The 13,722-nt window shown below is 57.0% G+C and carries 11 protein-coding genes and 1 pseudogene; 7 read left to right on the top strand and 5 right to left on the bottom strand.

Translation table 11 applies throughout. From position 1 onward, the window contains the following. Positions 1–509: 509 nt before the first annotated feature. The 3 genes from P3T25_RS26695 to P3T25_RS26685 all read left to right on the top strand — a co-directional run bounded on the left by P3T25_RS26695 (position 510) and on the right by P3T25_RS26685 (position 4,652). Positions 510–1,880 carry an MFS transporter gene (locus P3T25_RS26695; RefSeq protein WP_429359587.1) on the top strand — a complete coding sequence of 457 codons (1,371 nt, stop codon included), beginning with the start codon at positions 510–512 and terminating at the stop codon, positions 1,878–1,880. A gap of 159 nt (positions 1,881–2,039) precedes the next feature. After that, positions 2,040–3,548 (top strand): class I adenylate-forming enzyme family protein, encoded by a 1,509-nt coding sequence (locus P3T25_RS26690; RefSeq protein ID WP_429359585.1) that lies wholly within the window; start codon positions 2,040–2,042, stop codon positions 3,546–3,548. Between the two features lie 201 nt (positions 3,549–3,749). Further along, a complete protein-coding gene (locus tag P3T25_RS26685; protein WP_429359583.1) occupies positions 3,750–4,652 on the top strand; it encodes a LysR family transcriptional regulator in 903 nt (300 codons plus the stop codon). 193 nt (positions 4,653–4,845) lie between these two features. Here the strand turns inward: P3T25_RS26685 and P3T25_RS26680 are convergent, their stop codons facing one another. Together P3T25_RS26680 and P3T25_RS26675 are read right to left on the bottom strand one after the other, a co-directional pair. Next, the gene (locus P3T25_RS26680; protein ID WP_429359581.1) at positions 4,846–5,883 is read right to left on the bottom strand and encodes a methyl-accepting chemotaxis protein; all 1,038 of its coding nucleotides are present in this window, start codon (positions 5,881–5,883) and stop codon (positions 4,846–4,848) included. A gap of 230 nt (positions 5,884–6,113) precedes the next feature. After that, positions 6,114–7,403 (bottom strand): EAL domain-containing protein, encoded by a 1,290-nt coding sequence (locus tag P3T25_RS26675; RefSeq protein WP_429359579.1) that lies wholly within the window; start codon positions 7,401–7,403, stop codon positions 6,114–6,116. Positions 7,404–8,334: 931 nt separating this feature from the next. Here P3T25_RS26675 and P3T25_RS26670 point away from each other — a divergent pair. The 3 genes and pseudogenes from P3T25_RS26670 to P3T25_RS26660 form a co-directional block, all read left to right on the top strand. Beyond that, complete coding sequence (locus P3T25_RS26670) at positions 8,335–8,673, top strand: P-II family nitrogen regulator (protein ID WP_429359577.1); 339 nt, start codon at positions 8,335–8,337, stop codon at positions 8,671–8,673. A 32-nt stretch (positions 8,674–8,705) separates the two neighbouring features. Then, positions 8,706–10,223: an ammonium transporter gene (locus P3T25_RS26665; protein WP_429359575.1), complete on the top strand. Its 1,518-nt coding sequence runs from the start codon at positions 8,706–8,708 to the stop codon at positions 10,221–10,223. Positions 10,224–10,728: 505 nt separating this feature from the next. Further along, a pseudogene (locus tag P3T25_RS26660) lies at positions 10,729–11,206 on the top strand (IS66 family transposase); the annotation flags it as partial. 44 nt (positions 11,207–11,250) lie between these two features. Here the strand turns inward: P3T25_RS26660 and P3T25_RS26655 are convergent. Next, positions 11,251–11,373, bottom strand: a complete 123-nt coding sequence (locus P3T25_RS26655; RefSeq protein ID WP_429359573.1) for a hypothetical protein — start codon at positions 11,371–11,373, stop codon at positions 11,251–11,253. A 272-nt stretch (positions 11,374–11,645) separates the two neighbouring features. On the opposite strand from P3T25_RS26655, the gene P3T25_RS26650 reads away from it, so the two are divergent. Next, entirely contained in the window at positions 11,646–12,083 is a 438-nt protein-coding gene (locus P3T25_RS26650; protein ID WP_429359571.1) for a winged helix-turn-helix transcriptional regulator, read from the top strand. A gap of 217 nt (positions 12,084–12,300) precedes the next feature. On the opposite strand, the gene P3T25_RS26645 is transcribed toward P3T25_RS26650, so the two are convergent. Both P3T25_RS26645 and P3T25_RS26640 read right to left on the bottom strand, forming a co-directional pair. Next, positions 12,301–12,720: a DoxX family protein gene (locus tag P3T25_RS26645; RefSeq protein ID WP_429359569.1), complete on the bottom strand. Its 420-nt coding sequence runs from the start codon at positions 12,718–12,720 to the stop codon at positions 12,301–12,303. A gap of 48 nt (positions 12,721–12,768) precedes the next feature. Continuing rightward, positions 12,769–13,344 (bottom strand): NADPH-dependent FMN reductase, encoded by a 576-nt coding sequence (locus P3T25_RS26640; RefSeq protein ID WP_429359567.1) that lies wholly within the window; start codon positions 13,342–13,344, stop codon positions 12,769–12,771. Positions 13,345–13,722: the final 378 nt, after the last annotated feature.

Raw genomic sequence — 13,722 nt, 5'->3', positions numbered from 1 at the left:
CATGTCCGGGGTAGGCGCGAAATCCTCTTTTCAGGATAGGGGAACGTCTTTGTGAGCCGAACACGTCTGATTACGATGCGCGTTCTACGGACCACGCGCAGGAGCGCTAATGCGGCGTTGGGTCGCTTGCGGGGAGAGGCAAGCGACACTGGATTACCCTAGCTTGACGTAGTTAACGTATGTAACTACGTTAACTATGGAGAGTGCAGCGCTCTTTGACGTATTTCGAAGTGAATGCATTGCCGATCGTGTGGCATCGAAGGCGTGCGCCACGTAGGTTAAGAGTTGGCACGCCCCATCCACGGTAGGCATGTCCGATCAATAAATCGTTTCGCTGACGTATTGCCGCTGTTGATCGCGCTGGTACGGGGACATTTTCGGCGGTGCGGGACGATAACCGGCTCCCGGTCGGAAGCCTTCGAGGTGTCAAGTATCGGGTGGGACGTTCAATGCGAAACCACGTTCGCCTGGACTGGGGCAACGACACGACCACCATATAGGAGATCTGATTGGCCATCATCCAGCAAGAAAAAACGGAACATCCGCAGCGGATCGACGTACACGGATTCGTCGACAATGCGGAGTTCAGTCAGTACCAGCGGTTTCTTCTCGGATTGTGCTTTTTTGCCACCTTTATCGACGGGTTCGACACTCAGGCCGTGGCTGTTGCGGGGCCCATGTTGCGCCTCGAGATGGCGCTACAACCGGCGCAGTTAGGAGCAATTTTCGCAACAACCATGCTGGGGGGCATTGTCGCCGCCTTCGCGATGGCTCCGTATGCTGACCGGATCGGACGCAGGCCGCTACTCATCATCTCACTGCTGATTTCCGCCGCGTTGAGCGCCGGCCATGCACTCGCCGGGACGTTCTCCCAACTGCTTGCTTTGCGTCTCGGCGCCGGAATGGCGCTGGGTGTTGCCGTTACGGTCACCTACGCTTACGCGGCCGAAGTTGCGCCCAAACGAGCATCAGCTACAGCAGTGATGGTAGTTTCGGCCGGGTTCGGACTTGGTGTGGCTGCCACCGGATTCATAGCCGCATGGCTGATCCCCGAATCTGGTTGGCGCTCTGTTTTCTATGTAGGCGGAGCTGCCACTCTTATGCTATGCGTGCTTCTAATGGCTGTGCTACCAGAGTCGGTTCGATTCATGGCTCAGCGTTCGGGGCAAGACAGCGAAATACGGCGCATCCTGAAGCGGATTGATCCCCACGCTTCATTTCCGAATCTGGCAACGTTTATTTCAAGCGAGGATACCAAGACGAAAATTGGCTTGGCCAATGTGCTGGCGTCCGGTCGAGCTCATATCGCCATTCCGCTGTGGATCAGTACGTTCCTCGTAGCGTTCGTTATCTATGTGCTGATGCAATGGTTGCCGATCTTTGTGGATAGCGCGGGTGCGACTGCTTTTCGTACGAGCGCGTCCGTTGGGTGGTTCAAGCTCGGGGGAGTATTTGGCGGCTTCATCTGTGCAGCGTGTATTGAGCGCACGCACAACCCATACACCGTATTGCTGACGTTCCTCGTGCTCGCTTGCACGGGTTTTGCCGGCATGGTGGCCGCACCCGTTGGTGGCGACATGTTCATGCTCAGTGTGATCATCTCCGGAGTCTTTCTAAACGGACCGCTATATGCGTCGAACGGACTTATCGGTCGTCTCTTTCCCACTCATGCACGCACCGGAGGTCTGGCGATCACCGCTGGCGTTGGACGTGTTGGAGCTCTGACAGGCCCCTTCATCATTGGCCTTCTGCTTCAATCGGGCTGGTCCGCTCGGCAGGTGTTTCGTGCCGTCCCTATTCCTGTGCTCCTGGCTCTGGGCCTTGTCGCAGGACTTGGTTTGCGCGAGCGAGCGGCAGTGCAGCGCGGGTCTTCCACGTGACAACATGGCGCAAGCCAGATCCGATGTGAATGGACAAGCTGACGAAGCCCGGCGATAGCGACAGTTGATTTATATCTAACTTATCTATATGTTTAAAGCTGGCAGGTCGTCTGTATTGGCGACCATGGTTTCCGGAACTCTTACACTTGCGGGACAGTTATGATCATCGAGCGTTTTCTGCAGGAGGTCACTACGATTGACCCCGACGCATATGCAGTCGAAGCTGAAGGTACTTGGAGCACGTGGGGTCAACTATCCGCATTGTCCCGGCAGGTGCAGGCGCTTATGAATGAGTCGGGGGTTGCGGAGGGAGCGAGAGTAGGCCTGCTTTTGCGAAGCCGGGCGCCGCACCTTGCAGCTTTTCTTGCCTGCATTGCGTCGAATCGTTGTGCTGTCGCATTCAATCCGCTGATGGGTCCGGAACGTCTTGCCATTGACATTGCCAGCCAGGTCCCAACAATACTGATCGGCACCGATACGGATCTTGGCGTTCCGGAGATCGCAGAGGCAGCGACCGCCGCAAGTATTCCGATGTTGCAGCTGCCCACCAGAATCGATGGAGAAGTGGGGTGGCGCAATAGTTCATCCGAAGTCAAGCCCCTTGCCGGTAGACTAAACCCTGAAGTGCTGATCGAGATGTTGACGAGCGGCACGACGGGAACACCTAAGCGGATCGCACTGAGCCGTCAGAGCATGGATGAAAGCTTCGTGCAGGGGCGCAAGTATGAAAGTGGTTCGAAGGAGGACCCATCGCTGCGTTCTGGTGTGCGCATAGTAACGGCGCCGCTAACCCATATTAGTGGCATTTTCGGAGCGCTTACAACGCTTGCCGACGGCCGCAAACTCGTTCTGCACGAGAAGTTTCAGGTCGATCAGTGGGTTGAGGCTGTCGAACGCCATGGTTCGAAAGTCGCAAACCTTCCTCCTACCGCTCTGCGGATGATTCTCGACGCAGAAGTACCACGGGAACGCCTGTCCAGTCTCATCGCACTCCGTTCCGGGACTGCGCCTGTGGACCCTGCCATCGTGGACGCATTTCTTGACCTGTACGGGATTCCTGTGCTGGTCCAATATGGCGCGACCGAATTTGCCGGTGGGGTTGCGGGCTGGACCATCAAGGATTTCCACAGCCATTACACCTCAAAGAGAGGCAGCGTCGGCAGGATGCAGCCGAACGTTGAAGCACGAGTTGTGGACGCCGAAAGCCATGAAGTCCTCCCTTTTGGCGAAGAGGGCATCCTGGAACTTCGCAGTAGTCAGTTCGGCGATGCACTGAAATGGGTGCGCACAACCGACCGTGCGATTCTTGATGCGGATAACTTTCTATGGATTAAGGGCCGTGCCGATAACGCCATTAATCGAGGCGGATTCAAGATTCATCCGGATGACATTGCGCGCGCCATCGGCGAACATCCGGCCGTCAAGGAGGCCGTTGTCGTCGGTGTCCCGGATCGACGGCTGGGTGAGGTACCGGTTGCCGTGATGACGCTGAAGCAGGGAGTGCCCTATCTCGAATCGGTCGAATTGCGGACGTTTCTTTTGGAAAGGCTTCTACCTTATCAGATACCTGCCAGCTTCAAGATCCTCTCTGAAATTCCACGCACGCCGTTGTTGAAGCCGAGTGCACCTGACATCAAACGGCTCTTCGGCGACCGGGAGAGCGAGTAAGAGGCCGTCCGGACAGATTAAGTGAACAACGCGCGTTTGCCATTGAACAGGAAATGGCGGCAAACCACGGAGGCAGCAGTATCCCGGCGCGTGACGTGTCACTGAATTCTGGGAGTTGGCCACAACGGATTGTGCGCCGTGCACCTGGCAAGACGGGCGGATGGAACGTTTGAATGTAATACGACCTTGTCGGGTAGACCTGTGCATTTTGACGTAGTCGACCTTAAACTGTTCGCAAACATAGCGGAAGCAAGCAGCCTTACGCGTGGAGCCGAACGCTCGCACCTTTCACTCCCCGCGGCCAGTACGCGCATCAAGAATCTGGAAGAGCATGTACGTGTAAAGCTTCTAACCCGTACCAATCAGGGGGTGCAACTGACTGCTGCGGGCGAGACGCTTTTAAGCCACGCACGGCGTGTCCTCCGTCAGTTGGAATTGCTAAGAGTGGACCTTCAGGAGTTCTCGACTGGTGTGAAGGGGCACGTTCGCATGCTAGCGAATACTACGGGCACGACTGAATTTCTCCCCGCTGTCTTGCGCACGTACCTTATTAACTACCCGGATGTGACTGTTGACTTACACGAGCGGCTAAGTGCCGACATTGTCAGGGGGGTGCAAGAAGGCATAGCTGACATTGGTATCGTTGCCGGGACGGTGCGCACGGAAGTCATGGAGTTCATCCCTTATCGCTGCGAGCGACTCGTTTTGGCAACGAGTTTGAGTCATCCCCTTGCGCAAGGACCGAGCGTCAATTTTGAGGAGACACTTGATTACGACTTCGTTGGTCTTCCCGAGGCGAGCGCGATTCACAACTTCCTGAAACGGGCTGCTGCGGGGCTACAGCGCTCATTGCGGCTTCGCATCCAAGTCAGCAACTTTGAAGCGGCCTGCCGCATGATCGAGGCTAATGTGGGTGTAGGTATCATGCCCGAGGGAACGGCAGCCCGACATGCAAAGACGATGGCACTGAAAATCGTGCCGCTTAATGATGACTGGGCAGAGCGAGATCTGCACATATGCGTGATCGACAGGCACGCGTTGCCAATGTACGCCCAGAAACTGTTGGACCTTTTGATTGAGGATGGTTCTGGAGCACAGGATTGATGTTGCGGACACGAGGTGCGCGGCCTTTTGACGGTAAGCGCTAGTTCGTGGACATCCATGCTTTGAGCAGGTGACGTCGCCATGATGGTGTCCACCTACTTCGGTGTAAACAGGCGGGCACCGGAACACGCTCAAAGAAGAGGCGCTTTCCGAACATCAGGTCAACGCTGGCACCGGCAATGCTGAGGTGACGTCAGGCAGTCGGTGTCTGTATGACTACACCGTACCAACCTAGTCCGCGGTAGCTTTCGTACCCGGGTGTCACTGCGAAAGAGACTGTCCGCCCGTCCGATAACCGGTAAGATCCGCGTGCTTTTCCCTCAGTGATGAGGCGGAACGGTTCGTTCAATATTCCCTTTTCATCGGAGCTCGCGATAATGCGAAACGTCGAGTCCACAATCATGCAGCGGCTCCGTGCCCACTCGTCGTCGCTAAGGCGCACCCCGCGTACGACTGCGGAGGCCTGTGGTGTCCAGTCGAAAAAAATGATGAGGGCGCCCACTGGTTGACCATCAACTGCGCCCCGTTCACGAATTGCCGTGGCATAGGTAGCTACGTGTGCACCTCCTAACTGCGGGAGCGCTTCCACGTCCGCAGCTACGAAATCTGATCCCGACGCGGTTTTCATTGCGTCCATAAACCATCTGGCACTGGCGATATTTTTGCCAATGACAGGATAGGTACCAGGGTGACCGTTGGCCACCACGGTCCCTCCAGCGTCTACGATCCAGAGATCCAGATATACGGTATAGCTATCCAGAATGACCGACAATCGACGGGAAGCATATTCTTGAGCCGCGGCATTTCGATTGGCTAGGCAGTCGACCACAGCCGAATCGGTGGCCCACCAACGGACGTCGCACGATCGCTCATACAGGTTCCGGTCGATGATATCGATCATATTCAGCGCAAGATCGGTGCATCGCTGCCCCTCGTGTGAGCGCACACGCTCAATCATGCCGTCAGCCAGTTCCGTCAGTTTCGACAACGAACCTGCGAGTTCCTTGTTGAGTACTGTCGTAATGTCTGAAATTCGTGTTGACACGTGCTTGACCTGGTTTGCTACGACAGCGAATCCCTTGCCGGCATCGCCGGCACGCGCCGCCTCAATCAGTGCATTGAGCGCGAGAAACGTGGTCTCTCTATTTATGTCGTTAATGTCTGATATTTTGTTCGTCGCGAGCTTTTTAACGTGATGTGTAAGTTCAACGATTTCTTGTGGATTCGACATTGCTCGTGCCTTGGTAGATGGATCAACACCTATCCGTCAATGCAAGGATTGGGCCTGCTGACATAGTGTCGGCGCGTACTGGTATGTAGGGAGTTGAGCGAGCTCAGTTGCTTCGCTGCTCTCTACTGGAATAAACGACCTACAAGGTCGTGTATAGGGCTCCGGCGCACTGAAAGACGGTCAACGGCAGGTGAAACCCCGGATTCACGTTGCAACCGACGAACTTCTTGTCACCGATTCCAGCTCATCGCATTGCCGACGTCATAGCGCCCTGCCATGTGTTGCCAGTCAGTATCCGCGCACAACACCCACATTGATCCTCTGGCAGAGATCGCGATTGAAAACGTGACACACAGGTGCATCCCGCTGATTGACAGGTAGGGTTCGGAAATCTGCACCGTCCCTGGTTCGCTGATTGCATCGCGAAAGTATGGACGCCTGTCCCAACAACCTCCCGACGCCACGGCCGTGGATCGAAACAGATTTGGTGCTGAAACGCAAGGTTGCGTGGCTTTGATGTCGTCTCCGATCTGATAACCTTGACCGTCTAGTAGATAGCAGCGGACTGCGCCCTCCAGGCGTAGGAGGTCTTCTGTAGCACGAGGCAAATCGATGCCGACGCAAAGCTTCTCTCCCGCTGTTTGTAGGGCGTCCGTGTAAGCCGACAGAAGAGTGGTCTTCGTGCGTGCATTCAGTTCTACGCGGGCGCGAAACGTCTCAGATATCGAGTCCATGGCGGCACGACAAGACTCCTCATCTACTTTGCCCGGAGCAGGGCGTGCAAAGTAAAATCCTTGCACGAAATCCGCATCGCACTCCATCGACAGAAGTGCTTCAGATTGCGTTTCCACGCCTTCGACCAGGACTAATGCGCCGGTTTCGTGCAATAGCGAGACCAAGCGCGACAACATGCGCGCAACGCGAGGTTCCCGAGCCGCCTGTGTGATGACGCTGCGATCCAGTTTGACGATATCGGGTTGAAGTCGCCAGACCCGATCGATGTTCGAATGACCTGCACCGAAGTCGTCGAGTGCTATCAGAAAACCCTGCCGCCGAAATGAGGCGATACCGTCGAGTAATCGCTCGAGATCCCCGTTCGGTGTTTCGAGAACTTCGAGGACAATACGTTCGGGCATCAATTGCAAGCGCGCTAGTGTGTCTTCGACGAGACGGCGATAGGCATCCGAGGTGATGAAACTGTCCGGTCGGGCATTGAGAAAGAGCCGCTGATGTGCATTTGCTACTCGCATGAAATTGGACGCGTGAAACAATTGAATACTGCGCTCGAGGTTGTTCCAGCGCCCCGGTGCAGCAGGGCGGTTCAGTACTTTCAGAGGTGCAACTTCGTTGCCGAACGAATCGTGTGCGCGGAGCAGTGCCTCGTAGCCGATCGGAGTGTGGTGTGAAAAGCTAAAAATTGGTTGAAAAGCGCTCGAAAGCGTCAAATCGCCGAATCGGGCGAAGGATGGCTGGAGCGATGCGTCATTTCCGGAAAATTGCACGAGGTCTGGAAGTCCCAATTGGATTCTCGCTAAGATGGCGCGTCGTGTTTCGCATCGATGGGGACGCCGCGGTAGTGAACCTGATCTTCGGTTTGGGCAAGCGCTCCACCTTTATGCCCTCTCCATTCATCGTAGATCGCAACAAGACAGGCGTCGCGGGTCAACTATTTGCTTGTGGCAAGTAATGCATCAATTGGAACTCATTCGAGTTTCGGAGCGTTTTGTATGTTGCCCTTCCAACATGATGATCCCGTGGCAGGTTAGCTCTGTCCGATATCACCGCCGTCTCACGTTTGCATATTTTCTTGCTTCGCGTCCTGCTTCAGGCAGGAATACGTGCCGCACTCGCTCATTGTGCCCGAAGAAAAAAAGTGCAGCGGGCCATTCCCAGGACTTCACGCGTACGTAACGGGTATACGGGGCGACAGAGCAGACTCACTCGAATCGGCATCGTAGTGTGCGAGTTCCAGCATGCTTTGACTATCCGTTCAGTTGCGCAGGAGATAGCGTGGTCGGCGTATTTCGAATCTGAGTTGGTCGCGGTTACAGTTCAATAATCTTTATGCGAAAGGTGATTGCAAAGATATTTGTGTGGCGGGCGCCCCTTCTTCGGTCATCGTATCCTGGCTGTGGTTAGTTCCGGTGCGGGTGCACCGTTTCAGACGTCATTATGTAGTGCGATATGAATGTTCAAAGGAACATTGTCGACATGAACGTGCCATGACTTCACCCGCTTAACCAATGTATCGGATCAGATGCTCGGTGCGCATATGCAAGCGCTACCGCAGTCACGCTGACAGTCCATCGCGTCTAGCCGATTTGCCACTGACACTTCTTTCAACGATGATGATCTAGTTGGCATGGCAGTTGCTCTTGGTTACTCCCGGCAGGAAAGGATCGCAGATCCAAAGAAGGATTCTGCGTTTTGTATCCAATAGCTGAGGAGTCCATGAAACTCATTACCGCAATCATCAAGCCGTTCATGCTCGATGAGGCCCGCGAAGCCTTGTCGGCCATCGGCGTCTCGGGCATCACGGTGACGGAAGTCAAAGGGTTCGGCCGTCAGAAGGGGCATACGGAGCTGTATCGGGGCGCGGAATACGTGGTCGATTTCCTGCCGAAGGTGAAGATCGAGGCGGCTGTCTCGGACGACATCGTCGATCAGGCGATCGAGGCGCTTGAACGCGCGGCACGCACCGGGAAGATTGGCGACGGCAAGATCTTTGTCACGCCGATCGAACAGGTGATTCGGATCCGCACCGGGGAGGCCGGCGCGGACGCTCTGTAACATCAAAAGATAGCGACAAGAGGAAACTAGAGATGCGCAAATTAATGATGTCCTTGCTGATGGCCGGTTCGCTGCTCGCGGGCGGTATCGGCGCCGCCCTCGCGGACGACGCTTCCGCCCCTGCGGCTGCCTCGGCAGCTGCTTCCGATACGACGGCGAGCGCGCCTGCACCGGACGCCTCGGCAGCCCCTGCTGCCGCCGCGGCTTCGGCACCGGCCGCGGACGCGTCCGCCGCGCCGGCTGCCAGCGCCGCAGCCGCACCTGATGCATCGGCCGCATCCGCTGCCGCCGCACCGGCAGCGCCGACCGCGCCGTTCTCGGTCGATTCGTCGAAGATCAATTCGGGCGACACCGCCTGGATGCTGACCTCCACCTCACTCGTGCTGTTCATGACGATCCCGGGTCTGGCGCTGTTCTACGGCGGCATGGTCCGCAAGAAGAGCGTGCTCGCGATCCTGATGCAAAGCTTCGCGATCACCTGCCTCGTGTCGATCATCTGGGTCGTGGTGGGCTACAGCCTCGCCTTCACGCCGGGTAACTCGTTCATCGGCGGCTTCTCGCGCTTCTTCATGGCGGGTATGAACTACATCCACGGCGACAAGGCCACGACGCTGACCGTCAGCCACCTTGCACCGACGATCCCGGAAACGGTCTACGTCGTCTATCAGATGACGTTCGCGATCATTACCCCGGCACTGATCACGGGCGCGTTTGCCGACCGTATGAAGTTCTCGGCAATGCTCGTGTTCATGACGCTGTGGTCGATCATCGTCTACTCGCCGATCGCGCACATGGTCTGGGAACCGACCGGCTGGCTGGCTAGCGCGGGCATCCTCGACTTTGCGGGCGGCACGGTGGTGCACATCAATGCCGGTATCGCGGCGCTGGTCTGCGCGCTGGTGCTCGGCAAGCGTGTCGGCTACGGCAGGGAAGCCATGGCGCCGCACAACCTGACGCTCACGCTGATCGGTGGCGCCATGCTGTGGGTAGGCTGGTTCGGCTTCAACGCGGGTTCGGCCGTGGCGGCAGACGGCCGTGCCGGCTTCGCCATGTTCGCAACGCAAGTGGCAACCGCGGGAGCAGCACTCGCATGGATGTTCGCCGAATGGGCAACCAAGGGTAAGCCGTCGGTACTCGGTATCGTGTCGGGTGCCGTGGCAGGTCTGGTGGCGATTACGCCGGCTTCGGGCTTCGTCGGTATGACGGGTTCGCTGGTGATCGGCATCGCGGCAGGCGTGATCTGCTTCTGGTCGGCCACGTGGCTCAAGCACAAGCTCGGTTACGACGACTCGCTCGACGCGTTCGGCGTGCACTGCATCGGCGGTATCGTGGGTGCGCTGCTGACCGGTGTGTTCGCGGTCAAGGACATCGGCGGTTCGGACGGCAGCGTCATTCTGCAAGCCAAGGGCGTGCTGACGACGCTGGTCTACAGCGGCGTGGTGAGCTACATCCTGCTGAAGGTGATCGACATGGTGATGGGCCTGCGCGTGACGGAAGAGGAGGAGCAAGAAGGTCTCGACCTGGCCCTCCACGGCGAAGCCGTTGTATAACTAACGCGCGATGCACGCCTCGACGCAAGCCAGGACGCACGGTTCGCCGTTCATCGAAATACTGCAATGGGAGAGCGAAGACCACGCGAACCTTCTTCGCACGTTGGTCCAACCACGATAGCCGGTAAGCCATGAACATGGCCTCGCACTCAGAGCGAGTGAGTGGTGGCGACTGGCGACATTAGTGCCAACTAGAATCCAAGTGAAGCGAGTTTTGCCCGCCTTTATGGCGGGCGTTTTTTGGATTCTGGCGCACGAAACTGAAGTTAGGACGCTGAACGTCGGATTTGCTGTGCATTCCATTCGGCGAGCATTGTGCTGCACGAAGACGGAGTCTTATCGTTGAGGCGCACCCGGCCCAAGGCAAGCTGGCCCTTGCGAATTCGACGCGAGAGTCCAACACCGATGAGCGAGATTACTGCGCAGTCGAAATTCTTGAACCCGAGCATGGACCCGGTCTCGCATTTGATGCCCCGCTGATCCTTTTCGATCAAATTATTCAGGTATTTCGACGAGGTATAAGTTTGAAGAGTCGCTTCGCGACAAGCCTCCCGATGAACGCCGCACGTGTCGAAGAGAACACACTCGGCCGCTACTCGAGCACTTCCATGCGTGGCTCACACCAACGCTGGAAACACTCTCGCGCAAATCCGACACGAGTCGGGCGATCCTCTACGCCCTGAAACGGTGGGAGGCATTCACGCGATTGCGATGACGGCCGGCTCGAAATCGACAACCTGCCAGTCGAGCGCGCGTCGCGCGGGGTGGCCATCGGCCGACGTAACTATCTGTTCGCCGGCGCTGACTCGGGTGGCGAACGCGCTGCCGCGATCTACAGCATCATCCGCACTGCGAAACTCAACGACGTCGATTCTGAGGCGTATCTGCGCTTCGTGCTCCCGCGCATCGCCGACCACGCGATCAACCGCGTGAACGAACTCAAGTCGTTGGTGGTTGCGGACCAGCTTCGCGCAAACGCCTGAAGAACCCGGCCGCCTGTCACGACGGCGCTCGCGCAGCGCTTACCCTAGGTCAGAGTTGCAATTCCTGAATGCAGATGCAGGCCACCTTTGAACGCTTCACCTTCGTGATCGAACAGATCGAGAAAAACGAAGGGCTTCAGGATTTCATCGAAGTCCGATGGGCTCATGAGGCGTGTAACGGGACCGCTCGTTCGGCTCCGGGTGCGTTGTGCGATCGTACGGACCAAGTTCGATGATGCCGCTTTGGCTAGAACCTAGGACATAGGTATGTCTTTCCACATGACGTGCAATCGAACAAAGACCAAGTCGGTCCTGCTTGCTAGCCGTTCGTATCTTCGCAAGGGATTCTGGACGGTTATAAAATCATTGCATAGCCTAGATTAGGTACGAATGCTATGCTGCGCAAGAAGGCACGCTGCTGATATCTACGTACATTGAAATGACCGTCCAACTACCCGACCCCTCCAATCCCGATTGTCGCGCCGTCAACTCCGTGCTGACTCGAGTTGGTGACAAGTGGACGATGCTCATTGTCGTCCTGCTCAGTGACGGGCCGAAACGCTTCAATGAGATCAAGCGCACGGTAGGCGGTATCTCACAGAGGATGCTCACGCTCACTCTCCGCAGCCTGGAGCGCGACGGGCTGGTGACTCGGACGGTAACGCCCACCATGCCGCCGCGCGTCGACTACGAACTGACCGCGCTTGGACGCACCTTATGGGGCGCGGTCGAGCCGGTCTGTAGCTGGGCCCGCACAAACGTGACAAACATTCTCGCCTCGCGGGAAGCATTTGATGAACGGTCGGAGAGCGAGGCCCATTCCGAAGTGCAAGGTACGCGGCGGATTCGCATGGCCGAGCGATCGTCAAGCCGATAACAACGTGCCATTGTAGAAACTTCAAGCTTCTCTCGCTTGAGTTTGCGCCTGGAAATCATCATCGAATAGGGTTTAACCGCGAGACGGGCCCCCGCGATCATCCAGCCAGTCTGTAGGATCGGTATCGGACCGGACACGATGTCCTTCACGGGGGCGACGAGACGGCATTATCCATGAGCCGTCCACTTGTGAATCTCTTGGCCGTAGTGCGACCCGCTCAGATCGCGCTCCGCGTCGTAATCTGCGAACCCGCGACCCGCTTGTCGAGGCTGAAGCTGCCCGCACCAAAGGCGACAACCTGGAGTAGTCCACCCGCCATCGAGATGTTTTTCAGGAAGTTCATCATCTGATTGGGGTCGGCAAAGTTGTTGTGGAAGCTCAGCGCGGTCGCGACGCAATAAATGGCCATGGCCACCCCGACAATACGCGTCTGCAATCCAAGGATGAGAAATAGGCTGCCGCCGATCTCGACGATGATGGCGATGGTAAAAGCAAAAATCGGTAACGGGAGGTGCACGGCGTTTATGTAGCCGAGCGTCATGGCTGGTTCGGTGATTTTGCCGTAGCCGCTGACCAGAAAGATCACTGCGATCAGAAACCGGCCAAAGGTGGCGACGTAAGAAATCTGCTTGGACATAACTTTTTTCCTCAGTTGGAATAGGTTGATGAGTCGTTCATTTCAAGCTTAGCTACGCGCCGTCTTCAGCGCCTTTGCCCACCAAAGAAGATCGTCGATCATCACCCCGGCCTGGGCTTCCTGCTCGGCCAGGCCGGCCTCGACATCGCCACCCTGAAAGTGCGCCCACAGGGTAGCGGCGGGGATATGGACCGCCGAGCGGACCGGGGCAAGCTGCAACTCGACCGCGATTTCACGGAGTTGCTGAACGCTACGTGCACCCGCCGCGCCGCCATAGCTCACGAAGGCCGTAGCTTTACGGTTCCATTCCGGATAGACCCAATCGATCGAATTCTTGAGGACTGCGGAGGGACCGTAGTTGTATTCGGGCGTCACGAAGACGAAGCCATCCGACTGAGCGATTTCAGCCGTCCACTTCTTGACGACCTCATTCTCATAGGGTGCGCGCCCAGGCATGGCAGGGGGCACTGGCTGGTCGAAAAATGGGAGCGGGAAATCTCGCAGGTCCAGCAATTGCGCTTTAACCCCTTCGCGCTTCTGAATTTGCTCGAAAATCCATCTGGCAGGCTTCTCGGAAAAGCGGCCTTCGCGGGTACTGCCGATAATGACCGAAATGGTCGTCATACGTTGTTCCTTGTCTGGTTTGGATTCAGGTATAAAAACGGTACCTAGCCTATGCTAGGTACCAAACGCAGGCTGCACAAGAAGGCACACGCGTGATACCCGGGCACACGGGCGTAACCGCAGCGCCATTCATTCAGGGCGTGTACATAGCCTCTATTTCGGCAGGTCGGATTTGGACGCGAAGGCAGGGGGATGAACGGAGAGGAGTGCAGCGTTGGGGTGTCACCCACACACAATGTAGGGCGAACTGATGGGCGTCGGGACGACCGGCTTCTTATCGTCGTCGCCTTCCTGCCTCTGCTGTGCGAGCCAGTCGATCTTACGTCGGTCAGCCGCGCTGAAGGCGTTCTGAAGGGGGAACCCGGACCGTGGGTCGCC

Origin of the sequence: Paraburkholderia sp. GAS32 (assembly GCF_050434225.1) — a bacterium.
Taxonomy (GTDB): domain Bacteria; phylum Pseudomonadota; class Gammaproteobacteria; order Burkholderiales; family Burkholderiaceae; genus Paraburkholderia; species Paraburkholderia madseniana.
The sequence above is the reverse complement of the archived record's forward strand: the minus strand, read 5'-3'. Positions and strand labels throughout refer to the sequence as shown.

Bases quoted from the DNA above. Each gene is read 5' to 3' on its own strand.
- P3T25_RS26690 (WP_429359585.1), top strand. From the start codon at position 2,040: ATGATCATCGAGCGTTTTCTGCAGGAGGTCACTACGATTGACCCCGAC.
- P3T25_RS26680 (WP_429359581.1), bottom strand. From the start codon at position 5,883: ATGTCGAATCCACAAGAAATCGTTGAACTTACACATCACGTTAAAAAG.
- P3T25_RS26670 (WP_429359577.1), top strand. From the start codon at position 8,335: ATGAAACTCATTACCGCAATCATCAAGCCGTTCATGCTCGATGAGGCC.
- P3T25_RS26665 (WP_429359575.1), top strand. From the start codon at position 8,706: ATGCGCAAATTAATGATGTCCTTGCTGATGGCCGGTTCGCTGCTCGCG.
- P3T25_RS26655 (WP_429359573.1), bottom strand. From the start codon at position 11,373: ATGAGCCCATCGGACTTCGATGAAATCCTGAAGCCCTTCGTTTTTCTC.
- P3T25_RS26650 (WP_429359571.1), top strand. From the start codon at position 11,646: ATGACCGTCCAACTACCCGACCCCTCCAATCCCGATTGTCGCGCCGTC.
- P3T25_RS26645 (WP_429359569.1), bottom strand. From the start codon at position 12,720: ATGTCCAAGCAGATTTCTTACGTCGCCACCTTTGGCCGGTTTCTGATC.
- P3T25_RS26640 (WP_429359567.1), bottom strand. From the start codon at position 13,344: ATGACGACCATTTCGGTCATTATCGGCAGTACCCGCGAAGGCCGCTTT.